The organism is Pseudonocardia oroxyli (assembly GCF_900102195.1).
In the GTDB taxonomy this organism is placed as follows: domain Bacteria; phylum Actinomycetota; class Actinomycetes; order Mycobacteriales; family Pseudonocardiaceae; genus Pseudonocardia; species Pseudonocardia oroxyli.
In genome coordinates this window covers 1-22401 of the sequence record NZ_FNBE01000003.1, presented here as the reverse complement: position 1 = coordinate 22401, position 22401 = coordinate 1, and the positions used below count along the sequence as shown (strand labels likewise).

Sequence of the window (22401 nt, the reverse complement as noted above, 5' to 3'; positions counted from 1 at the left end):
TCTGGCACCACTTACCGCGCACGGGCGCCGTAGGTGCGGAGCTCGACGCCGGTGCCGTCGGGATCGCGCAGCACGATGCCGCGTCCGATGCCGCGGGCGCCGAAGAGGTCCCGCGGGCCCGGGACGCCGTGCTCGGCCGCGAGCGCGTCCAGGTCCGTGTCGACCACCAGCGCGACGTGGTCGACGTTCACGCCGGACCGCTCGCCCCGCTGCACGTCGATGATCGTGTCCGCCGAGACCCGCAGTGACGCGAACGGGACCTCGCTGCGCCGCCACTCCTCCAGGCGCAGCGGTTCGAGGCCGAGCACCTCCCGGTACCAGGTGATCAGCCGCTCGGGATCGGCGCTGACCAGCACGATGTGATCGAGTCCCAGGACACGCATTCCTCTAGTGTCACCCGATGCGCTTCACCGCGACGGACGGGACCGTGCTCGACGGGGAGCTCGCCGTCCCCGCGGGGGCGCGGGCCGGGATGGTCGTCTGCCACCCCCACCCGCACTACGGCGGCTCGATGCACACCCCGGTCGTCGAGGCGCTGTTCGAGGGCCTGCCCGCGCACGGCGTCGCGGTGCTGCGCTTCGACTTCCGCGGCGTGGGCGCCTCCGGCGGGACCCACGACGGCGGGGACGCCGAACGGCTCGACGCCGCGACCGCCGTCTCCCGGCTGGCGACGGAGGTCGACGGGCCGATCGTGCTGGCCGGCTGGTCGTTCGGGGCGGACGTGGCGCTCTCGACGGGGCCGGCGCGGATCGCCGGGTGGTTCGCCGTGGCACCGCCCCTGCGGTTCGCGGTGTCCCCGCGGTCCGCGGATCCGCGGCCGGCGCTGCTGGTTGCGGGCGGCCGGGACCCGGTCGCCCCGCCCGACCACATCCGCGCCGCGACCGCGGACTGGACCGCGACGAGCGTCGTCGAGCTCCCGACGGCCGACCACCTGTTCCTCGCCGAACGCGCGCAGCTGGTCGAGCTGGCTCAGACGGCGATCCGCTCGGGGTGCGAGTAGACGTTCCCCGCGCCGTCTCGCAGGAAGCCGACGAGCGTGATCCCCACCTCGTCGGCGAGCTCCACGGCGAGCGAGCTGGGCGCCGAGACGGCGGCCAGCACCGGCACCCCGGCCATGGCCGCCTTCTGCACCAGCTCGAACGACGCCCGCCCGGACACCTGCAGCACCGTGTCCGCCGCAGGCACCCCGCCCGCCAGCAGCGCGTGGCCCAGGACCTTGTCGACCGCGTTGTGCCTGCCGACGTCCTCCCGGACGACCACCGGGGTGCCGTCGGGGGCGAAGAGCCCGGCGGCGTGGAGACCCCCGGTCGAGGCGAAGACCTTCTGCGCCTCGCGCAGCCGATCCGGGAGGGTGGCCAGCACCGACCAGGCGACCGGACCCCCGGTGGGGGTGAAGCGGGTCTTGAGTCGCACCGCGTCGAGTGAGGCCTTGCCGCACACCCCGCAGGACGAGGTCGTGTAGAAGTTCCGCTCCACCGAGGTGTCCGGCGGCTCGACGCCCGGGGCGAGGGCGACGTCGAGCACGTTGTAGGTGTTGCGGCCGTCCGCGTCCACCGAGTCGCAGTAGCGGGCGGTCGCGAGGTCGGCGGCGCTCCCGATCACCCCCTCGGTGAGCAGGAAGCCGTGGGCGAGCTCGACGTCGTGTCCGGGGGTGCGCATCGTCACCGACAGCGCGCGCCCGTCGACCCGCAGCTCGAGGGGCTCCTCGACGGCGAGGGAGTCGGGCCTGCGGCGGGTCGTGCCGTCGGCCCCGATGCGCAGCACCGGGCGTCGGGCGGTGAGCCTTCCCATGCCGCCGACCCTACGCGCCCCTTCCTGCTGGAACGTTCCACCACTATGGTGAGGCTTCCCTTATTCACGAGAGGCTCCCTGGTGGCGATCTCCCCCTTCGGCAGGCGTGCGTTCCTCGCGGCCGGTCTGACCCTCGTCGCGGCCGGCTGCGCCGCGCCCACTCCGGCTTCGGCGCCGTCGCCGGCCGCGTCCCCGATCTCCGTGCCCCACGCGTTCGGCGTCACGACGCTGCCCGCCCCGCCCGCCCGGGTCGTGCTGGTCGGGTTCAAGGAACAGGACGCCTTCCTCGCGCTCGGGACGGCACCCGTCGGGATCCGGGAGTGGTTCGGCGGCAAGCCGAACGCGGTGTGGCCGTGGGCCACGTCGTACCTGAACGGGGCGCAGCCGACCGTGCTGCCGCGCGCGGACATCGCGTACGAGCAGGTCGCGGCCCTGCGACCGGACGTCATCGTGGGACTGACCGCGGGCCTGACCCGGGAGCAGTACGACCGGCTCTCCGGCATCGCGCCCACCGTCGCCCAGCCGACCGAGGCGGGCGACTACACGATCACCTGGCAGGAGATCACCCGCACCGCGGGTCGCATCCTGGGCAAGGACGCCGAGGCCGAACGCCTCGTCGCCGACCTGGAGGCACGGATCGTGCAGACCCGGACCGCGCACCCCGAGTTCGCGGGCGCCTCGATGGTCCTCGCCTCGGCCACCGGCGGGCAGCACTACCTGTTCGGGCCCGGCGCCACGGGCGCGCAGCTGCTCGGGCAGCTCGGCCTGACCGTGCCGGACGAGGTCGCCCGGCTCGCCGACAACGCCGACGCCTACTACATCCTGAGCCCGGAGCGCTTCGACCTGCTCGACGTCGACCTCGCGGTCTGGTCGGAGGCCGCCACCGACGAGGGGCCGGCGGCGCTGCTCGCCGATCCGCTCTACACCCGCCTGCCGGTCCACGCGGAGGGCCGGGACGTGTTCCTCGGGCTGGACCGCGAGAACGGCGCCCTCATGTTCGCCTCGGTGCTGAGCATCCCGATGGTGCTCGACGAGATCGTGCCGCGGCTGTCGAGGGCGGTCGACGGCGACCCGGCCACCGCGGCGTGAGCCGCCGTGCGCCGCACGAGTCGCTACCGCCGCGCGGTGGAGGCCCGGTGCACGAGGCGCAGGGGGACCTCCACCCGCGTGCCCGGCTCGGCGGTGCCCGCCAGCAGGCCGTCGAGCAGCTCGGCACAGCGCCGGCCGGCCAGCCGCGGGTTCTGGTCGATCGCGGTGATCGGCGGGTCGGTCAGTGTGCAGGCCGTGGAGTCGGTGGCGCACGCCAGCAGCAGACCCTCGGCGAGGCGGGGCCGCAGGGCGGGCAGCAGCATGGCCGCGCTGTCGACCGGGCCGCAGACCAGGGCGTCGAACCCGTCGAGGGAGCGCACGGCCGCCTCCAGTCCGGGCACGGTGGGGATCCAGTCGATGCGGGCGAGGAGCTCGGGTGCGCCGTGCGCGGCACACCACGCGCGGTACGCCGAGCCGAGGCGGGCCGCCCAGTCGGTCGTCTCGGCCGGGACGAGCAGGGCGGGGCGGGCGGCGCCGAGCTCGTCGAGCAGGGTCGTGAGCGCGGCGCCGTGGTCGGCCCAGACCACGCCGTCGGGGCGGTGCCCGGCCACGTCCTCGCAGGTCACGACGGGGATGTCGCCGTTGATCCGGGGGTCGAGCAGCGGGTCGGCGGGGTGGGCGTCGCTGAGGATCAGACCGTCGACGCGCGGCCGTCGGGTCCCGGTGAGGACGGTGACGTCACGGTCGTGGCGGACCGCGTGGTCGAGCACCCCGAACAGGAACTCCATGTAGTACGCGGACACCGACGGGTTCTCCGGCAGGTGCACCCCGATCGTGCCGGTCGCCGCGCCCCGCAGCCTGCGCGCCGCGGCGTTCGGCACGTACTCCAGCTCGTGCGCCGCGGCGAGCACCCGCGCGCGGGTCGCCTCGGACACCCGGCCGGTGCCGCGCAGGACGTTCGACACGGTGGAGCGGCCCACCCCGGCCCGGCGTGCGACGTCCACCACCGTGGGTCGGATCACGCGTGAATCCTAGGCCGTCCACCCAGTATGGTAAGCCTGCCCTCATAGCCAAGGAGACTGTCGTGCCGGTGCAGACCGAGAACGTCGACCTCGAGGTCGTCGCCGTCCGGCGGCTCTCGCCGAGCCTGGTCCGCGTGGACCTGCGGGGTGCCGTGCCCTCCGCGGGAGTCCCGGACGAGGCCTGCGTGCTGGAGTTCCCGGATCCCGCGACGAACGAGCCGGTCGAGGGCAGCGGGCGCTGGTACACGGTCCGCCGGATCGACGCGGCGGGCCTGACCGTCGACATCGTCCTGCACCCCGGCGGCACGGGTGGGGAGTGGGCGGCCGTCGCCCGGGTGGGGGACCGGTTGCGCCGCACCCACGGCAACAGCTGGTTCCGCAGGCCGGAGGGGGTCGCGTGGCAGGTGCTGGCGGGCGACGTCACCGCGTTGCCCGCGATCGGGCGGATCGTCGAGGAGAGCCCGGGGCTGCGCACCGTGGTGCACGTCGAGGTCCCGGACCCCGCGGACGCGCAGGACCTGCCGGGCGCCGAGGTCGTCTGGCACCACACGCCGGACCTCGCGCACGGCAGCAGGCTGGGCGAGATCGTCGAGGGGATCACGCTGCCGGAGGGCGCCGGGTACGTGTACGTGGCGGGTGAGGCCGCCGCGACCCGCGCCGCCCGCACCCACCTGCGCTCGCTCGGTCTGCCGCGCGGCGGCTACGGCGTCGTCGGGTACTGGCGCGCCGAGATCGAGGAGTGGAACGCGCGCCTCGAGCGGTCCGGCCTCGACACCGCCGCGCTCTACCAGCGGGCGCTGGCCGAGGGTCGGGACGACGAGGAGGTCCGCGCGCTCTACGAGAAGGGACTCGCCGACGCCGGGCTCTAGACTTCAGGGCATAATGTTGAGTGCTCAATCGTTGGCGGTAGCATGAGCGACATGGTGCAGCTGGGGTTGGACACCTTCGGTGACGTGACGGGGGACGGCGAGGGCGGGCGGACGCCGTACGCCCAGGTCATCCGGGACGTGGTGGAACAGGGCGTGCTCGCCGACTCGCTGGGGATCGACGCGTTCGGCATCGGCGAGCACCACCGGGACGACTACGCGGTCTCCGCGCCGGACGTCGTGCTCGCGGCGATCGCGGCCCGGACGTCGCGGATCACGCTCGGCACCGCGGTCACGGTGCTGAGCTCGGACGACCCGGTGCGCGTGTTCGAGCGCTTCGCGACCCTGGACGCGATCTCGAACGGCCGGGCGGAGATCACGCTGGGCCGCGGCTCCTTCACCGAGTCCTTCCCGCTCTTCGGCTACGACCTCGGCGACTACGAGACGCTGTTCAGCGAGAAGCTCGACCTGATGACCCACCTGCTCGAGGAGGGCCCGGTCACCTGGGAGGGCACCCTGCGCGCGGCCCTGAAGGACCAGCAGGTCTACCCGAAGACCGAGTCCGGGCGCATCCAGACGTGGGTGGGCGTGGGCGGGAGCCCGCAGTCCGTGGTCCGCGCGGCGAACTACGGCCTGCCGCTGGTGCTCGCCGTGATCGGCGGCGACCCGGCCCGCTTCGCGCCGTACGCCGACCTGTACCGCCGCGCGCTCACCGAGCTCGGCCGCGAGCAGCTGCCGATCGCCGTGCACGCGCCCGGCTTCGTCGCCGAGACCGACGACGAGGCGATCGAGACCGTGTGGCCGCACGCCCGGGTCATGATGGACCGGATCGGGCGGGAGCGCGGCTGGCCGCCGCTGACCAAGGACCGGTTCGTGGCGGACGTCCGCGGCGGGGCCTGGCACCTCGGCTCGCCGGAGACGGTGGCCCGCAAGATCGCGCGCACGGTCTCGACGCTGGAGCTGGACCGCTTCGACCTCAAGTACGCCGTCGGCACCCTGCCGCACCGCGACCTGATGAAGACCATCGAGCTCTACGGCAGCGAGGTCGCCCCGCGCGTCCGCACGATCCTCGCCGAGGAGCAGGCCGCCTGACCCGCATCATGGAGCCACAACCGTCGTTCCGAGGGTCAGCCCTGGAACGGGCGGTCTCGGCCCGTCCAGCGCTCCTCGTCTCGGCGGTAGACCGGGACCGGGTCCTTCGCGACACGGAAGGTGTAGCGGCCCGCCTCCTCGACCACCTCGCCGTCGGTCGCCAGCATGCTCGGCACGGCCAGCTCCACGTCGAGCTCGGTGACCTCGGCCTGGTGGTACACGCGGCTGTGTCCGAGCGCGCCCAGGATCAGGGCGGCGACCACCCGGAGCCGGGAGAACCGCACGTCGGCGCGCAGCCACCGGACGTCGAGCAGCCCGGAGTCCAGGGTCGGGCGCCAGGCGGGGACCATGCCGCGCGGGTGGTAGGGCCCGTTGCCGACGAAGATGAACCAGACGTCCTTCCACTCGTCGTGGAACCGGACCCGCACCCGCTCGGAGCGCCGCAGCACGGTGACCAGCGCGGCGGCGAAGGCGGGCCACTTGCCCCACCGCGGCTGCCACTTCTCGCGCAGCCGGACCAGCTCCGGGTAGGAGCCGACGCTCGCGGTGTTGAGGAAGTACCGGGTGCGGATGACCTCCGGGTTCTCGGGGTCGTCGCCGGAGCCGGGGTGCGCCTCGACGAGGCCGAGGTCCACCGCGACCGCCTCGCCCGCCTGTGAGGCGTCGACGGCCTCCTGCAGGTCGTAGACGCCGACGTCCCGGGCGAAGTGGTTCAGCGTCCCCGCCGGGACCACGACCAGCGGCAGGTGCAGCTCGTCGGCCACGCTCGCCGCACCGGCGACGGTGCCGTCCCCGCCCGCGACGCCCACGGCCTTCACCCAGCCGCCCAGCTCGGCGATCGTCTCCCGGAGCTGGTCGTCCACCCGGGAGTCCGCGGTGACCCGCAGCAGCCGCGCGGCGGGCAGCGCCTCGGCGATCTCGTCGGACACGTCGTAGTCCGGCGGGCCCGAGAACGGGTTGGCGATGATCACCAGACCGTCGCCCTGCGGCAGCTCCGGGACGGTGTCGACCGGGCGGGCCCGGGCCTCGTCGCTGGTCCGGACCGGCCACCAACGCTGCGTGGCGAGCGCGACCCCGGACCCGATGGCCGCGCCGGCCAGCACGTCCGAGGCCCAGTGGACTCCCACGTGCACCCGCGAGTAGGCGACGGCCGCGGCCAGCGGCACGACCGCGGGCGCCACCCGCGGGTTCTCCAGCGCCACGGCGGTCGCGAACGCCGCCGCGGAGGCCGCGTGCCCGCTCGGGAACGACGACGACGTCGGCGGGTCGGTGATGGTCCGGTACGCGGGCAGCTCCGCCGCGGCCGGACGCCTGCGGGGCAGCAGCGGCTTGAGCATCCCGTTGGCCGTGGCGCTGGACAGCGCGATCGCGAGCAGCCCGCGCGCCGCCGCCTTGCGCCCGGCCCCCCGCCGCACCGCGAGGATCCCGGCGACCACCACCCACAGCGCGGAGTGGTCCGCGGCCCGGGTCAGCCTGCAGATCGCCGCGTCGAGCCGGTTGCGCGGCTGCGCGGCGATCCAGCCGGTGATCGCCTCGTCGGTCGCGGACACGGCGGTGAGGCCACGGTCCACGCCGAGTCGTCTCCAGGGGGATTTCCCGGCGACGCGCCGGAACCAGTCGGTCACAGGGGGGACCTTATGGGGCCTCCTGCGCTTACGCTGGGGGACATGCAGCGTCGGATCTTCGGGGTCGAGACCGAGTTCGGGGTCACGTGCACCTTCCACGGCCAGCGTCGGCTCTCGCCGGACGAGGTCGCCCGCTACCTGTTCCGCCGGGTCGTGTCGTGGGGTCGTTCGTCGAACGTCTTCCTCCGCAACGGCGCGCGCCTCTACCTCGACGTGGGCTCGCACCCCGAGTACGCCACCGCGGAGTGCGACACCCTCGCGGGCCTGGTCGCCCACGACAAGGCCGGGGAACGCATCCTCGAGGACCTGCTGGTCGACGCCGAGCGCAGGCTCGTCGACGAGGGCATCGGCGGGGACATCTACCTGTTCAAGAACAACACCGACTCGGCGGGCAACTCCTACGGCTGCCACGAGAACTACCTGGTCGCGCGCCAGGGCGAGTTCGCCCGGATCGCGGACGTCCTGCTGCCGTTCCTGGTCACCCGCCAGCTGATCTGCGGCGCGGGGAAGGTGCTGCAGACCCCGCGCGGCGCCGTGTACTGCCTGTCCCAGCGTGCCGAGCACATCTGGGAGGGCGTCTCGTCGGCGACCACCCGCTCCCGGCCCATCATCAACACCCGGGACGAGCCGCACGCGGACGCGGAGCGCTACCGCCGCCTGCACGTCATCGTCGGCGACTCGAACATGTCCGAGACCACGACCCTGCTCAAGGTCGGCGCCACCCACCTGGTGCTGGAGATGATCGAGGCGGGCGTCCAGTTCCGGGACTTCACCCTGGACAACCCGATCCGGGCCATCCGCGAGATCAGCCACGACCTCACCGGCCGCCGCACCGTGCGGCTCGCCGGGGGCCGCGAGGCCAGCGCCCTGGACATCCAGCGCGAGTACCACGCCCGCGCCGTCGAGCACCTGCAGGCGCGGGGGAGCGCGGACAAGTCCCTCGAGCGCGTGGTCGAGCTGTGGGGCCGCACGCTCGACGCGGTCGAGTCCCAGAACCTCTCGCTGATCGACCGCGAGGTGGACTGGGCGATCAAGCACCGGCTCGTCGAGCGCTACCGCGCCCGCAACGACCTGGACCTCTCCAGCGCCCGCGTCGCGCAGCTCGACCTGGCCTACCACGACATCCGCCGCGGCCGCGGCCTGTTCGACATGCTGCAGCGCAAGGGGCTCGTCGAGCGCGTCACGGACGACGGCGAGATCGAGGTGGCCAAGGACACCCCGCCGCAGACCACCCGGGCCAAGCTGCGCGGCGACTTCATCGCCGCCGCCCAGGCCGCGGGCCGGGACTTCACCGTCGACTGGGTGCACCTGAAGCTGAACGACCAGGCCCAGCGCACCGTGCTGTGCAAGGACCCGTTCCGCAGCGTCGACGAGCGGGTGGACCGGCTGATCCAGTCCCTCTGAGGGCCTCGGTCCCGTGGTTCCGGCGAACGGCGCGTTCGCTCACGTCTGGTGAGCGAACGCGCCGTTCGCCGTCGGGGGGCGGGCTTCGAGGGGGGCGGGCGCTACTCGATGCCGGGCATCATCTTCCGGCGCAGGTCGGCGAGGGTCTGCTGGACGCCGTCGTCCGCCGGGCCCGCGTAGTCCGCGGCCGGGGCGATGCCCAGGGCCTGGAGCAGCGCGGCGGCGGCCTGTTTGGGATCACCCGTCTCGCCGAGCACCGGGTGCAGGCCCTCGTCGGCGAGATGATGGAACACCAGGTTGACGACGGTCCACGGGTTGTAAGTCTCTGTGCTCCCGGTCACAGGGCAAGGCTCCGCCCGTGGTGATCTCGGGTCAAGGCCGCGGGGTGTCGCAGCCTGAGACACGCGTTCCGCGGGGCGCCCGCGGGATTCGAACGGTTGGTCGTATGCTGCCCCCGTGTCCGCCGCCCGCGCCGAGCGCCTGGTCAACCTGGTGCTGTGCCTGCTGTCGACGCGCCAGTACCTGCCCGCCGAACGGATCCGCGGGATCGTGCCCGGCTATGCGGACGCGCCGTCGGACGAGGCCTTCTTCCGGATGTTCGAGCGGGACAAGACCGAGCTGCGCGAGCTGGGCGTGCCGCTGGAGACCGGCAGGCAGTCGGCCTTCGACACCGTGGAGGGCTACCGGATCGCGCGCGGCGACTACGAGCTCGGCGAGATCGACCTGGACACCGAGGAGGCCGCCGCCGTCGCCCTCGCGGGCTCGCTGTGGGACTCCCCGGAGCTCTCCGGTGCCGCCCACGGCGCGCTGCGCAAGCTCCGGGCCGCCGGCGTGGAGGTGGACGAGACCCGGGGGTCGGTGCAGCCGCGGGTCCGCGCCACCGAGCCGGTGTTCGGGCCGCTGCTGGCCGCGGTGCAGGCCGGGCAGGCCGTCTCGTTCGACCATCGGCGCGGCGGCCCGACCGGCGAGGTCGTCCGCCGCACCGTCGAGCCGTGGGGTGTGGTGTCCTGGCGCGGCCGCTGGTACCTCGTGGGCCACGACCGCGACCGCGCGGACGTCCGCTCCTTCCGGCTCTCCCGCATCCTCGAGCCGATCGCCACGGTGGGCCGCCCCGGCGGGGTCACCGTCCCGCCGGGCACGGACCTGATGGCGTCGGTCCGGCGGAACTTCGACTACGGCCCGGTCACCGGCACCGCCCGGGCCTGGGTGCCCGCGGGGCAGGCCCACGGGCTGCGCAGGCTGGGCACGGTCGTCGAGTCCCGCGCCGGCGGAGACGTGCTGGAGATCGAGCTGCGCAGCGAGCGCACCGTCGCGCGGTGGCTGGCCGGGGCGGGGCCGGACGTCGTGGTGCTCTCGCCCCCGTCGCTGGTCGAGCACGTGCGCGGGCTGTGGGCGGGCGCGCTGGCGGCGCACTCGTGAGCGCGGTGACCGACCGGCTGCCGCGGCTGCTGTCGCTGGTCCCGTACCTGCTGGCCCGACCCGGCGTGCTCGTCGAGGAGGCGGCGGCGGACTTCGGGATCACCCCGCGGCAGCTGCGCCGCGACCTCGAGCTGCTCTGGATGTGCGGCCTGCCCGGCTACGGCCCCGGCGACCTGGTCGACCTGTCCTTCTCCGGGGACACCGTGACCGTCACCGAGGACGCGGGGATGCGCCGCCCGCTGCGGCTGACCACCGCGGAGGCGACCGCCCTGCTCGTGGCCCTGCGCACGCTGGGGGAACAGCCGGGCGTCGTCGACACCGCGGCGGTGCAGCGGGCCACCGCCAAGATCGAGCAGGCGGTGGGGGACGCCGGCGTCGCGACCGTGGCGGTCGACCTCAGCCGCGAGGAGGAGGCCACCGCCAAGGCGGTGCGCGGCGCGCTCGACCACGGCCGGGCGCTGCAGATCCTGTACTACACCGCGGGGCGGGACGCGGTGTCCCGGCGCACCGTCGACCCGATGCGGCTGCTGCTCGTCGAGGGGCACGGCTACCTCGAGGCCTGGTGTCGCGAGCGGGAGGGCGTGCGGCTGTTCCGGTTGGACCGCGTCGAGGAGGTCACCGAGCTCGACGAGCCGTCGGTGCCGCCGTCGGACGCCGAGCCCACCGACGTCTCGGCCGGGCTGTTCGCGCCGAGCGAGGAGCACCGCTCGGCGGTCCTGGAGGTCACCCGCGAGGCGCGGTGGATCGCGGAGTACTACCCGGTGGACGAGGTCGTCGAGCACCCGGACGACTCCGGCGGGGCGCGGGTCCTGCTCCGCTACGCCGACCCGGCGTGGCTGGTCCGCCTCGTGCTGGGGCTCGGCGGGGCGGCGCGGGTGGTCGAGCCGCCCGAGCTCGCGGCGGCCGTGGCGGAGCGGGCGCGGGCGGCGCTGGCGTTAAAGATGGAGGACTGATGGGTTTCTACTGGGTGCCGATCCTGCTGGCCGCGCTGGCGGTCGTGCTGCTGCTCGGCCTGGCCGTCGTCGTCTTCTCCCACGTCCGGCGGCTGACCCACACCCTCGAACGGGGACGCACCCGCACCTCCGCGGCCCTGCGGCCGTTGTCACAGCAGGCGACGGCGCTGAAGGCGCGCCGTCGGGCCGCGTAGTATCGGCGGCGAATCGCTCTCGACGGAAGGACCCCCCATGCCGAGTCTCGGTGGGTGGGAGATCGTGATCCTCGTGGTCGTGGTGCTCCTGCTGTTCGGTGCCAAGAAGCTGCCCGACATGGCCCGCTCCGTCGGCCAGTCCGCCCGGATCTTCAAGGGCGAGATGAAGGGCATGAAGAAGGACGGCGAGGAGGAGAAGCCCGCCGCGCAGGCCCCGCCCGCGCCGCTGCCGCCCGTCCAGGCCCAGGAGACGCCGACCGCGAAGGTCGAGCAGCCCGAGCCGCGTCAGTAGCCTCGGGTCGTGGTGAAGCTCCCCGGTCGTCGGAAGAAGAACCCCGACGGCACGATGACGCTCGTCGAGCACCTCTACGAGCTGCGCAACCGCCTGGGCGTCTCGCTGATCGCGATCGCCCTCACCACGATCATCGGCTACATCTGGTTCGAGGTCGGCTTCTTCGGCGGACCCAGCCTCGGCGGGCTGCTCAAGGAGCCGTACTGCTCGCTGCCCGCGTCCTCGCGGGCGGTGTTCACCGCGGACGGCTCCTGCACGCTGCTCGGCACCGGGCCCTTCGACCAGTTCATGCTGCGGCTCAAGGTCGGCGCGGTGGCGGGCGTGATCCTGGCCTGCCCGATCTGGTTCTACCAGCTGTGGGCGTTCATCGTGCCCGGGCTGTACGCGAAGGAGCGCAAGTTCGCGCGGATCTTCGTGGCCACCGCGGCGATCCTGTTCGTCGCGGGCGCGGTGCTGGCCTACTTCGTGGTGGCCGAGGGCCTCGGGTTCCTGCTCACCATCGGCTCCGAGGTCCAGACCACGGCGCTGACCGGCGAGAGCTACTTCAGCTTCGTCATCGCGCTGCTGCTGATCTTCGGGGTGAGCTTCGAGATCCCGCTACTGGTCGTGATGCTCAACCAGGTCGGCATCCTGTCCTACGAGCGGCTGCGCAAGTCGCGGCGCGGGATCATCTTCGGGCTGTTCGTGTTCGCCGCCGTGGCCACCCCCGGCCAGGACCCGATCTCGATGACGGCGCTGGCCGGGGCGTTGACGCTGCTGTTCGAGCTGGCCATCCAGATCGCCCGGGTGCACGACGGGCGGGCGGCGAAGAAGCGCGCCGCCGAGGGCTGGGACGACTGGGACCCGGACGCCCCGAGCCCCATCGACACCACGCCGAGCAGGATCGACGACGCACCGAGCCCCCTCCCGCCGCCTGCGCCCGTCACCACCCGCGACATGGACGACGTCACGTAGCCACTCCCGGCGAAGTGTCGGGGTGGTGTGACAGCCTGGGTCGGTGGCCAGTACCGACGGTCGACTCCGCGAGCTCCGTCTCCGCAGCACACAGGCCCCGGCCGACGCCTACGCGGCGGCCCGGGCCCGAGCCGTCCGCCCGCAGCTCGCGGACTTCGCGGGCGCGCTCCCGTTCGGGCTCGACGGATTCCAGCGCGAGGCCTGCGAGGCCTTGGAGGACGGGCACGGCGTGCTCGTCTGCGCCCCCACCGGGGCGGGCAAGACGGTGGTCGGCGAGTTCGCCGTGCACCTCGCGCTCGCCCAGGGCCTGAAGTGCTTCTACACCACGCCCATCAAGGCGCTGTCGAACCAGAAGTACGCCGATCTCGTCGAGCGGTACGGGGCGTCCGCGGTCGGGCTGCTCACCGGGGACTCGTCGGTGAACGGAGACGCGCAGGTGGTCGTGATGACCACCGAGGTGCTCCGCAACATGATCTACGCGGGGTCCAGCGCCCTCGAACACCTCGGCTACGTGGTGATGGACGAGGTCCACTACCTCGCGGACCGCTTCCGCGGCGCGGTGTGGGAGGAGGTCATCCTCCAGCTCCCCGAGCACGTCTCCCTGGTCAGCCTGTCGGCCACGGTGTCGAACGCCGAGGAGTTCGGCGACTGGCTCGTCGCGGTCCGCGGGGACACCTCGGTCGTGGTGGACGAGGTGCGCCCGGTGCCGCTGTGGCAGCACATGTTCGTCGGCACCCGGTTGTTCGACCTGTTCGCCGAGAAGGCCGGTGAGCTGAAGGTCGATCCCGAGCTGCTGCGCCAGACGCGGGAGCTGTCCCGGCAGGACCAGATGGCGTCGTGGACCTCGGGGCGCGGCCGCGGTCGCGGCGCCCCGCGCGGGCGGGGCGGCATGCGCCCGCCGTCCCGGGTCACCGTGATCGACCGGCTGGACCGGGCCGGGCTGCTGCCCGCGATCACCTTCGTCTTCTCCCGCGCGGGGTGCGACGCCGCCGTCGGGCAGTGCGTGCGGGCGGGCCTGCGGCTGACCAGCGAGGCGGACGTCGGCGAGATCCGCCGGATCGTCGAGAAGCACACCGGCGACCTGCCCCAGGCCGACCTGGGCGTGCTGCGGTACTGGGAGTGGCGCGAGGCCCTGGAGCGCGGGATCGCGGCGCACCACGCCGGCATGCTCCCCGCGTTCAAGGAGACCGTCGAGGAGCTGTTCGTCCGCGGGCTGGTCCGGTGCGTCTTCGCGACCGAGACGCTCGCGCTCGGGATCAACATGCCCGCCCGCACGGTCGTGCTGGAGAAGCTGGTCAAGTACAACGGCGAGGCGCACGTCGACCTCACCCCGGGCGAGTACACGCAGCTGACCGGGCGCGCCGGGCGGCGGGGGATCGACGTCGAGGGGCACGCCGTCGTCGTCTGGGCGCCCGGGGTGGACCCCGAGCACGTCGCCGGGCTGGCGTCGACCCGGACGTACCCGCTGCGCAGCTCCTTCCGCGCCGACTACAACATGACGATCAACCTGGTCGAGCGGCTCGGCATCGAGCGGGGCCGAGAGCTGCTCGAACAGTCCTTCGGGCAGTTCCAGGCGGACCGGTCGGTCGTCGGGCTGGCCCGGCGGATCGAGAAGAACACCGAGGCGCTGGCCGGGTACGCCGAGGCGATGCAGTGCCACCTCGGGGACTTCTCCGAGTACGCCCGGCTGCGCCGGCAGGTCTCGGACCGGGAGCGGTCGCTGCGCAGGCTGGGCTCGGCGGAGCGGCGGCAGGAGGTCACGGAGTCGCTGCTGGAGCTGCGGCCCGGGGACGTGATCGCCGTGCCCGGGGGCAAGCGTGCGGGGCTCGCCGTCGTCCTGGAGCCCCCGGGGCACGCGGACGACCCGCGGCCCCTGGTCCTCACCGAGGAGCGGTGGGCGGGTCGGCTGTCCGCGGCGGACTTCCCGGCCGCGGTGAAGGTGCTGGGCCGCATGCGCCTGCCGAAGCGGGTCGACCACCGCACGCCGCGGGTGCGGCGCGATCTCGCCTCGTCGCTGCGGAACACCGGGATCGTCGCGCCGGCGCCGCCCCGCAAGCGGGACCGCGGGGGAGCGGGGGACGACGCCGAGCTCCTCGCCCTGCGCCGCGCCCTGCGCAACCACCCCTGCCACGGCTGCGACGACCGCGAGGCCCACGCCCGCTGGGGCGAGCGGTACGCGCGGCTCGAGCGCGACACCGCCCAGCTCCGCGAGAAGGTGCGGGCGACCACGCACTCGCTGGCCCGCGGCTTCGACCGGATCCGGGCGCTGCTCGGCGAACGCGGGTACCTGGCGGGGTCGGACGGCGCGGAGGTCACCGAGCACGGCAAGCGCCTGTCGCGGCTGTGGGGCGAGTCGGACCTGTTGGCCGCGGAATGCCTGCGCCACGGTCTCTGGGACGCGCTGACCCCCGAGGAGCTTGCCGCCGTGGCCTCCGCACTGGTCTACGAGTCGCGCCGCGACAACGCGCCGGTGCCGCGGGTCCCGGCGGGCGCGGTGACCGAGGTGCTCGGCGAGACCGTCCGGCTCTGGTCCGGCCTCGCCGAGGACGAGCGCCGGCACAAGATCGACCGGACCCGCGAGCCCGACCTCGGGTTCGCCTGGCCGATCCACCGCTGGGCGCGCGGGGAGAGCCTCGCGCAGGTGCTCGAGGCCGCGGACCGCAACGGTCAGGAGCTCTCCGCGGGCGACTTCGTCCGCTGGGCCCGCATGGTCCTCGACCTGCTCGAACAGATCGCCTCCGTGGGCCGGGGCACCCCGGTCGGCCGCACCGCGGCCCAGGCCGCCGGCGCGGTCCGCCGCGGGGTCGTGGCGGCGGGGGTGGGCTGAGCGGGCGCTCTCGCGGTCGGAGGGCTGCCCGAGTGTCCGCCGGCCCGGTCGGCGCCTGCGCCCGGGCTGGCGGCGGGTGCGCGGCTGTGCGGTCTGTCCGGCGGCGCTGCGCGGGAGTCTTCGGTCTGTCGGGTGGCGGTCCGCGGCGGTCGGTCGGGCGGTCGGCGGCAGTGCGTGGCCGGGCGGTCTGTCTCTGTGGCGGTGCCCGAGGCTGCGGTCTGTCCGGTGGTGGCGGTGCGGGGTTGTGCGATCTGTCCGGCGGCGCTGCGCGGGAGTCTTCCGTCTGTCGGGCGGCGGTGCCCCGAGTCGGCGCCCGCAGCGGGCTCGGTGACCGAGGGTGAGCGGACGGGTGCGGCGGGTCCACGGCGACGTGAGCCGGGGCTCGCTCGCGGACGACCGGCCCCCGCGGCGGGCGGTGGTGTGCTTGGATCGACGGCCGATGCCGCCGCAGGCGGCGCCGGCTCCGCACGCGACAGGAAGGCTCCGATGAGCACCCCACAGGACCCGCACGGCGGCGACAGGGACTGGGGCCGCCCGCCCGCGGGCGGCTGGGGGGCCGTGGGCCCCTCCGATCCCACCGCGGACCCGCCGACGCCCGCCTTCGGCACCCCGGCGGTGGAGCCGCAGGCGGACCCGGCAGGCGCGGAGTCGTCCCGGTACGGCTGGGACACCCCGCCCTCGGGCTCGGCCCCGGGTGCCGGCGGGACCGGTGCGTCCGCCCCCGCGTGGGCGGACGACGGCGCCGCCGGCTGGGCCGCGGGCGGGGCGTCGGACTGGGACCGGCGGGGCTCCGCGAGCGGGTGGGACCAGGAGATCGCCCCGAGCGCGTGGACCGGCGACGCCGGCGGGAACGGCGCGGGCGGCCAGGTCGGCTGGAACCCCGAGACGGGCCGCGCCGGGGCCACCCCTGCCGGCTGGAGCCAGGAGACCGGGCAGGGCGGCGGGCGAGGCGCTGCACCCGGCGGCTGGAGCCCGGAGACCGGCCGGGGCGGCGGACACGGTGCTGCACCCGGCGGCTGGAGCCCGGAGACCGGCCAGGGCGGCGGTCAGAATGCCGGACCTGGCGGCTGGGACCCGCAGACCGGGTCGCAGGGCGCTGTGCCCGACGGCCGGGCGCAGCAGCCGGGGCAGCCGGGGCAGCCGGGGGGTGCGAGCCCGGCCGGCGGGTGGGACCCGCAGCGGCCGGGCGGTGGGGACCCGCGTGACGGTTCACCCGAGTCCGCCGCCGCAGCCACCGCGGCGCTGAGCGCGGCCGCTCCGCGCGGTCGCAGCCGCTCCTCGGAGGACGGCGGTCGGCGCGCCGGGCGCAGGCTCCCGCTGCTCCTCGGCGCGATCGTCGGGGTGCTGGTCGTGGCGGCGGTCCTCGTCCTCGGGTTCTGGCGGCCCGGCTTCTTCGTGACCGAGGAGTTCGACCGGGAGGCCCTCCAGACCGGGGTCACGCAGGTCCTCACCCAGGACTACGGCCTCGAGGTCACCGCGCTGACCTGCCCCGAGGGCCAGCGGGTCACCGCCGGGTCGAGCTTCACCTGTGCCGCGACCGTCGACGGCGAGAACGTGACCGTGCCCGTCACCGTGCTCGACGACCAGGGCACCTACCAGGTCGGCCGGGTCTGACGGCCGGGCACGGCGACTGACACGGACGGCCGGGCACGACGGCCGGCCACGGCGGGCAGGCACGGCGGGCAGGACGGAATCGGGATGACAGGGTGCGGTCGCCGGGCGAGGATCGCTCCGTGAGCCCGCACGTCCGCATCCTCCGGCCCGACGAGTACCGCACCGCCCACACCCTCTTCGGGCAGGCCCTGCACGCGGCGCCCGCCGACGACGAACGCTGGGCGCGCTCGTCCGCCCTGTACGTCGACGGCCGCACCCTCGGCGTGGACGGCGACGCGGCCGCAGACGGGACGCCCGTCCTCGCCGGGACCGCGATGAGCTTCCCGACCCGGCTGACGGTGCCCGGCGGCGCGTCGGTACCGATGGCGGCGGTGACCCGGGTCGGCGTGCGCGCCGACCACACCCGCCGCGGGATCCTCAGCGCCCTGATGCGCGCGCAGCTCGAGGACGTCGCCCGCCGCGGAGAGGTCGTCGCGTCCCTGCGCGCCAGCGAGGCCCGGATCTACGGGCGTTTCGGTTACGGCGTGGCCACCCGGGGACGCGACGTGGAGGTGCGGTCGCACGCCCCGCTCCGTGCGGGGGCGCCCCGGTCCGGTGCCGTCCGGATGATCACCGCCGAGGAGGCGCGGGCCGATCTGCCCGCCCTGTACGAACGCATCCACGCCGCCTCCGCCGGACCGGGCGCGATGACGCGCGCCGCAGGCTGGTGGGAGCTGATGCTCCACCGCTCCGCATCGACGACCACGGCGAGCGGGTACGCCGTCCACCGTGGCCCCGACGGCGACGACGGCCACGTCGTGTGGAGCGTCGAGAACAAGGGGGACGCGTTCGGGGCGAACGTGCTCCGCGTCGGAGACCTGCAGGCCGCGAACCCGGCCGCACTCACCGGGCTCTGGCGCTTCCTGCTCGGGGTCGATCTCGCCGAGAGCGTCGCCGCGCACCTGCGGCCGCTCACCGAGTCGGTCGAGCTGCTGCTCGAGGACCCCCGTTCGTGTGCGGTGACCGGCGTCGGCGACGAGACCTGGCTGCGCCTGGTCGACGTGGCGGCCGCCCTGACGGCCCGCTCCTGGGGCGACGCCGAACCGGTGCGCATCCGCGTCCACGACCGCCTGCTGTCCGCCAACGACACGGTCCACGTCGTGGGGGAGAAGGGGGTGGTGGACCCGGACGGCTCCGCGGAGCTGGAATGCGACGTCGCGGGGCTCGCCATGGCCTACCTCGGCGACCGGACCCCGTCCGAGCTCGCGGCCGCGGGCTGGTGGACCGCGCACGACCCCACTGCCGTGGCCCGGGCCGACGCGTTGTTCGCCGCCTCGACCGTCCCGTGGTGCGGCACGTTCTTCTGAGCCCCCCGGGGCCTACCCCGCCAGCGCCTTGACGAGCCGCTCCACCGACCCGCCCAACCCCCAGCGCTCGGCGAGCGCGTCCAGTGCCCCCGGGTCGGCGGGTGCAGACGGCAGGATGTCGGGCCGCGAGAGGTCCACGGTCGCGTCCTGGCGCACGCGGACGACCGGCTCCACCACGGACAGGTAGTCCGACGCCTTGGCCAGTTTCTGGCGCGCCGAGGCGACCATCCGGGTGTCCGAGGGGTCCTGGACAGCCGCGAGCAGCTCGGCCCACGACCCGAACCGGCCCACCAGGGTCGCCGCCGTCTTGGCGCCGACCCCGGGCACGCCCGGCAGACCGTCCGAGGGGTCCCCGCGCAGCATGGCCATCTCCGCGTACGCCTCGCCCGCGCGGTCGCGGGGGACGCCGTACTTCTCGGCGACCTCCGCGGGCCCGAGCAGCTCGGCCTTCGCCAGGCCGCGGCCCACGTACAGCAGCCGCACCGGGACGGGTTCCTCGCGCACGATCTGCATGAGGTCCCGGTCCCCGGACACCCCGAGCACCGGGTCCGTGCCCTCCCGGTGGGCGAGCGTGCCGATCACGTCGTCCGCCTCGCAGCCCTCGGCGCCGCCGGTCGCGATGCCCGCCGCCGCGAGCACCTCGAGGATGATCGGGACCTGCGGGGCCAGGGTGTCCGGCACCTCCTCCGGAACGCCGGCCGGGGCCGTCGCGGGACCCGCTCCGCTCGCGCCCTCGATGCGGTGTGCCTTGTAGGAGGGCAGCGCCTCCACCCGGAACGCCGGCCGCCAGTCGAGGTCCAGGCAGGCCACGAGCCGCGCGGGGCGGTGCTCGGCGACGAGCCGCGAGATCATGTCGGTGAACCCGCGCACCGCGTTGACCGGTGTCCCGTCCGGCGCGGTGATCGACTCCGGCACCCCGTAGTAGGCGCGGAAGTACATGCTGGCCGCGTCGAGCAGCATGAGCGATCCGGGCAGCGCTTTCGGGGACTGGGCCGTCTCGGGAGCCGTCACGGGGGATGAGCATGCCAGGCCCGGCCGGCCGGGAGGGTGTGCGGCCACGGCCTGGCGTCCGGCGACCACGAACGTTCGCCGGGTGATCGCGGGATCCGGCTGGTTCCTCGCAGGACGCCCCCGCGCCGCCTGTAGCGGGGTGCGGGGGTGACGCCGCGAGGGGTCGCCCGGGCCCGCGAGGACCGGTGATCGCTCGTGGCCACCGCACTAGGCTGCACGCATGAGCCACGCCGTCCCCACCGAGCTGCTCGCCGACCGGCTGCGCCGGGCCGGTGAGGTGGCCGCCGAGCAGGGCCAGGACGTCCTGCTGATCACACCGGGCACCGACCTGCGCTACCTGGTCGACCACTCCGGGGAGTCCCACGAGCGGCTGACCTGCCTCGTCCTGCCGGCGGCGGGGCATCGCGCCCCGCCGGCGCTCGTGGTCCCGCGCCTGGAGGCGCCCGGCTTCGACACCGCCACGCTGGAGGCGCTGGGGATCGAGATCCTCACCTGGACCGACGGCGAGGACCCCTACCTGCTGGTCAGCGACCTCGCGGGCGGCCCGACCCGGATGGCCGTGGCGGACGGCATGCCCGCCCACCACGTGTTCGGCCTGCGGGACGCGTTCCCGGACGTGCCGCAGTCCCTCGCCGGGCCGGTGGTCCGGGAGCTGCGCATGCGCAAGGACGCGGCCGAGATCGCCGAGCTGCGCGCGGCGGGCGCGGCCATCGACCGGGTGCACGCCCGGATGGCCGAGCTGCTCAAGCCGGGGCGCACCGAGGCGCAGGTCGGGGCGGACATCGCGGCCGCGATCGTGGCCGAGGGCCACACCGAGGCCGCGTTCGTGATCGTGGGCTCGGGGCCGAACGGCGCCAGCCCGCACCACGACGTGTCCGACCGGGTGATCGAGCCCGGGGACATCGTGGTCATCGACATCGGTGGGCCGCTGCCCAGCGGCTATCACTCCGACTGCACGCGGACCTACGCGGTCGGCGGTGAGCCGAGCGCGGAGATCGCCGCGACCTACGCGGTGCTGCAGGAGGCGCAGGAGCGCTCGGTGCAGTCGGTGCGCCCGGGTGTGTCGGCGCAGAGCGTCGACGACGCGGCGCGCGAGCCGATCACCGAGGCGGGCCACGGGTCGCGCTTCGTGCACCGCACCGGGCACGGCATCGGCCTGGACGTGCACGAGGAGCCCTACATCGTCGGCGGCAACGCGCTCACCCTCGAGCCGGGGATGGCGTTCTCGGTGGAGCCGGGCATCTACACCGACGGCGCCTGGGGTGCCCGGATCGAGGACATCGTCGTGGTGACCGAGTCCGGGGTGGACCGCCTGAACAACGGGCCCCGCGATCTCGTGGTGCTGTAACCGGCTCACGCCTCCACCTCCGGGTGGACCCGACCGTCCCGGGCGGGCACGCAGGCCGCCCGGGACCCGCCCGCCGGCACGAACTCCGACAGGCAACCCGCGATGGCGGTGTGGGCCGCCGCGGTCGGGTGGAAGGACTCCTGGAACAGCCGCATGCCCGCCGCACCGAGCGTGCCCGCGACCAGTGCCGCCGGGTCGACGGACAGCCTGCGCTGCCACTCGTCCCGCACCGCGCCGGTGCACGCCTCGCGGCCCTCGGCGACCCGGGTGAGGTCGAGGAAGCGGGCTCCGGTGTGCGCGGCCGCGGTGCCGATCGCGGCGGCGAGCGCCGGGAAGGCCTCGGTGCGCGCCCACCGCGCATCCGGGCGCGAGTAGGGGCAGCCCTGCACGCCGTGCCAGGCGGGCATCGCCTCGCTGCCCGGTGCGGCGTAGGAGAGCAGCACGAGCGCGTAGTCCGTGTCCACGTAGCCGGCCGCCGCCATCGCCGCCCGGACGTCTCGCACCACCCCCTCGATCCGCGGGCCCACCGCCGCCAGCCGCGCCGCCCACGTGGGCCCCACCGAGGTGCGGCACCCCGGCTCGAGCGGGTGCAGGAACGCCCGGATGCAGGCGACCGCGGTGCCGGACAGGTCCGGTTCGTCGTTCGCCCCGACCTGGACCGTCACCGCCACCACCCGGTCCCGCCGGGCGACGTCGGTCAATCGGGCGGTCTGCGAGCGTTCCGTGTACCGGACGCCGCCACCGGTTCCCACCTGCGCGGTGTCCGCACCGGAGCAGGCGAGGTTCACCCCGCGGCCGGCCAGCGTGGTCCGGTGCACGTAGGCGGCGGGGGAGCGATGACAGTGGTTGCCGCCCTCGCCGCGGGTCCCGGGTTCGTAGTCACCGGCGCCCTCGCCGGACGCGGCGCTGTCGCCGAGGGCGACCACGACGGGTGGTCGTGGATCGTCCGGTGGTACGGCGGCCTGCGCGCGCCCCGTGAGGGGTGGGGCGGCGAGCACCACACCGACCGCGACGACGGTGAGCGCGGCGGCGCCGACGAACAGGAGCGGGATCCGCACGAGGCGGGGGAGCGAGGGGGTCACGCGGCGGACGTTAGGCAGGCGGACCCGCGGTCGACAGCCGCGGAATCGCAGGCTGGGGACAGAGCGGCCTGCTCACCGAGACGGAGGCGCTTGCGCTGCGCCGGACGGCCTACTGACTGCCACCGTGTGGAGCCGACCTGGGGATGAACGAGACCGGGGCGGCGGAATCGTCGGGGGCGCCTGCTAGGAGATTGCTGAAAATCCGCTGGCGTGGGATCGGGTGTTGATCTCGCCCGGCTGGGAGGCTGTCGGGGTGCAGGGACGGTCTGATCCGCAGCGTGAGTTGCTCGATGTCGAGTCCGTGGCTGGGCATCTGCTCCCTTCGGGTGGGATGTTCGCGTTCCTGGCCGCGCACCGCCGGGAGTTGTTTGCGGACGAGTTGTTCGCCGACCTGTTCGCCGCGGGTCGGGGTCGGCCGTCGGTGCCGGTCGAGGTGGTGGCCTCGGTGCTGGTGTTGCAGACCCTGCACGGTCTTTCGGACCGTGAGGCGGTCGAGGCACTCACGTTCGATCTGCGGTGGAAGGCGGCGTGC

At 74.6% G+C, this 22401-nt stretch carries 22 protein-coding genes; 15 read left to right on the top strand and 7 right to left on the bottom strand.

Annotated features, from left to right (window positions below; translation table 11 throughout):
- Positions 1-11: 11 nt before the first annotated feature.
- Positions 12-383, bottom strand: coding sequence for a VOC family protein (locus tag BLS43_RS05125; protein WP_093077563.1), 372 nt, complete (start codon positions 381-383; stop codon positions 12-14).
- Between the two features lie 17 nt (positions 384-400).
- Between BLS43_RS05125 and BLS43_RS05120 the strand changes: the two genes are divergently transcribed.
- On the top strand, positions 401-1000 hold the full coding sequence (locus BLS43_RS05120) for an alpha/beta hydrolase (RefSeq protein ID WP_093077560.1): 600 nt from the start codon (positions 401-403) through the stop codon (positions 998-1000).
- Here the strand turns inward: BLS43_RS05120 and fdhD are convergent.
- Positions 970-1791, bottom strand: coding sequence for a formate dehydrogenase accessory sulfurtransferase FdhD (gene fdhD, locus BLS43_RS05115; protein WP_093077558.1), 822 nt, complete (start codon positions 1789-1791; stop codon positions 970-972). The genes BLS43_RS05120 and fdhD overlap by 31 nt on opposite strands.
- Before the next feature lie 81 nt (positions 1792-1872).
- Here fdhD and BLS43_RS05110 point away from each other — a divergent pair, with 81 nt between their 5' ends.
- Positions 1873-2880, top strand: a complete 1008-nt coding sequence (locus tag BLS43_RS05110; RefSeq protein WP_176921183.1) for an ABC transporter substrate-binding protein — start codon at positions 1873-1875, stop codon at positions 2878-2880.
- A 23-nt stretch (positions 2881-2903) separates the two neighbouring features.
- On the opposite strand, the gene BLS43_RS05105 is transcribed toward BLS43_RS05110, so the two are convergent.
- Positions 2904-3842 (bottom strand): LacI family DNA-binding transcriptional regulator, encoded by a 939-nt coding sequence (locus BLS43_RS05105; RefSeq protein ID WP_245707310.1) that lies wholly within the window; start codon positions 3840-3842, stop codon positions 2904-2906.
- A 62-nt stretch (positions 3843-3904) separates the two neighbouring features.
- Between BLS43_RS05105 and BLS43_RS05100 the strand changes: the two genes are divergently transcribed.
- Both BLS43_RS05100 and BLS43_RS05095 read left to right on the top strand, forming a co-directional pair.
- Positions 3905-4711 (top strand): siderophore-interacting protein, encoded by an 807-nt coding sequence (locus BLS43_RS05100; RefSeq protein WP_176921182.1) that lies wholly within the window; start codon positions 3905-3907, stop codon positions 4709-4711.
- 51 nt (positions 4712-4762) lie between these two features.
- The gene (locus tag BLS43_RS05095; protein ID WP_374204828.1) at positions 4763-5800 is read left to right on the top strand and encodes an LLM class flavin-dependent oxidoreductase; all 1038 of its coding nucleotides are present in this window, start codon (positions 4763-4765) and stop codon (positions 5798-5800) included.
- Between the two features lie 35 nt (positions 5801-5835).
- Here BLS43_RS05095 and BLS43_RS05090 read toward each other — a convergent pair whose 3' ends face one another.
- Positions 5836-7425 (bottom strand): bifunctional phosphatase PAP2/diacylglycerol kinase family protein, encoded by a 1590-nt coding sequence (locus tag BLS43_RS05090; RefSeq protein ID WP_245707309.1) that lies wholly within the window; start codon positions 7423-7425, stop codon positions 5836-5838.
- Positions 7426-7467: 42 nt separating this feature from the next.
- Between BLS43_RS05090 and pafA the strand changes: the two genes are divergently transcribed.
- Positions 7468-8829 (top strand): Pup--protein ligase, encoded by a 1362-nt coding sequence (pafA, locus tag BLS43_RS05085; RefSeq protein WP_093077546.1) that lies wholly within the window; start codon positions 7468-7470, stop codon positions 8827-8829.
- Between the two features lie 101 nt (positions 8830-8930).
- On the opposite strand, the gene BLS43_RS05080 is transcribed toward pafA, so the two are convergent.
- Positions 8931-9170 (bottom strand): hypothetical protein, encoded by a 240-nt coding sequence (locus BLS43_RS05080; RefSeq protein WP_093077543.1) that lies wholly within the window; start codon positions 9168-9170, stop codon positions 8931-8933.
- 115 nt (positions 9171-9285) lie between these two features.
- Between BLS43_RS05080 and BLS43_RS05075 the strand changes: the two genes are divergently transcribed.
- The 8 genes from BLS43_RS05075 to BLS43_RS05040 all read left to right on the top strand — a co-directional run bounded on the left by BLS43_RS05075 (position 9286) and on the right by BLS43_RS05040 (position 18428).
- On the top strand, positions 9286-10248 hold the full coding sequence (locus tag BLS43_RS05075; protein ID WP_093077541.1) for a helix-turn-helix transcriptional regulator: 963 nt from the start codon (positions 9286-9288) through the stop codon (positions 10246-10248).
- Positions 10245-11201 (top strand): helix-turn-helix transcriptional regulator, encoded by a 957-nt coding sequence (locus BLS43_RS05070; protein ID WP_093078452.1) that lies wholly within the window; start codon positions 10245-10247, stop codon positions 11199-11201. The genes BLS43_RS05075 and BLS43_RS05070 overlap by 4 nt, the downstream gene beginning before the upstream one ends.
- Entirely contained in the window at positions 11201-11395 is a 195-nt protein-coding gene (locus BLS43_RS05065) for a hypothetical protein (protein WP_093077538.1), read from the top strand. Before BLS43_RS05070 ends, BLS43_RS05065 begins: the two co-directional genes overlap by 1 nt.
- Before the next feature lie 37 nt (positions 11396-11432).
- Entirely contained in the window at positions 11433-11687 is a 255-nt protein-coding gene (gene tatA / locus BLS43_RS05060) for a Sec-independent protein translocase subunit TatA (protein ID WP_093077536.1), read from the top strand.
- A 54-nt stretch (positions 11688-11741) separates the two neighbouring features.
- A complete protein-coding gene (gene tatC, locus BLS43_RS05055) occupies positions 11742-12641 on the top strand; it encodes a twin-arginine translocase subunit TatC (RefSeq protein ID WP_093078449.1) in 900 nt (299 codons plus the stop codon).
- Positions 12642-12684: 43 nt separating this feature from the next.
- Positions 12685-15468 carry a DEAD/DEAH box helicase gene (locus tag BLS43_RS05050; protein ID WP_093077534.1) on the top strand — a complete coding sequence of 928 codons (2784 nt, stop codon included), beginning with the start codon at positions 12685-12687 and terminating at the stop codon, positions 15466-15468.
- Positions 15469-15954: 486 nt separating this feature from the next.
- Positions 15955-17082 (top strand): DUF4333 domain-containing protein, encoded by a 1128-nt coding sequence (locus BLS43_RS31615; RefSeq protein ID WP_093077532.1) that lies wholly within the window; start codon positions 15955-15957, stop codon positions 17080-17082.
- Between the two features lie 119 nt (positions 17083-17201).
- Complete coding sequence (locus BLS43_RS05040) at positions 17202-18428, top strand: GNAT family N-acetyltransferase (RefSeq protein ID WP_093077529.1); 1227 nt, start codon at positions 17202-17204, stop codon at positions 18426-18428.
- Between the two features lie 12 nt (positions 18429-18440).
- On the opposite strand, the gene BLS43_RS05035 is transcribed toward BLS43_RS05040, so the two are convergent.
- Positions 18441-19388: a 5'-3' exonuclease gene (locus tag BLS43_RS05035; RefSeq protein ID WP_093077526.1), complete on the bottom strand. Its 948-nt coding sequence runs from the start codon at positions 19386-19388 to the stop codon at positions 18441-18443.
- Between the two features lie 271 nt (positions 19389-19659).
- Between BLS43_RS05035 and BLS43_RS05030 the strand changes: the two genes are divergently transcribed.
- On the top strand, positions 19660-20787 hold the full coding sequence (locus BLS43_RS05030; RefSeq protein WP_093077523.1) for a M24 family metallopeptidase: 1128 nt from the start codon (positions 19660-19662) through the stop codon (positions 20785-20787).
- Positions 20788-20792: 5 nt separating this feature from the next.
- On the opposite strand, the gene BLS43_RS05025 is transcribed toward BLS43_RS05030, so the two are convergent.
- Positions 20793-21869 carry a GDSL-type esterase/lipase family protein gene (locus BLS43_RS05025; RefSeq protein WP_245707306.1) on the bottom strand — a complete coding sequence of 359 codons (1077 nt, stop codon included), beginning with the start codon at positions 21867-21869 and terminating at the stop codon, positions 20793-20795.
- Between the two features lie 253 nt (positions 21870-22122).
- On the opposite strand from BLS43_RS05025, the gene BLS43_RS05020 reads away from it, so the two are divergent.
- Positions 22123-22401, top strand: a 279-nt coding sequence (locus tag BLS43_RS05020) for a transposase (protein WP_143029960.1), incomplete at its 3' end; no start/stop codon positions are given.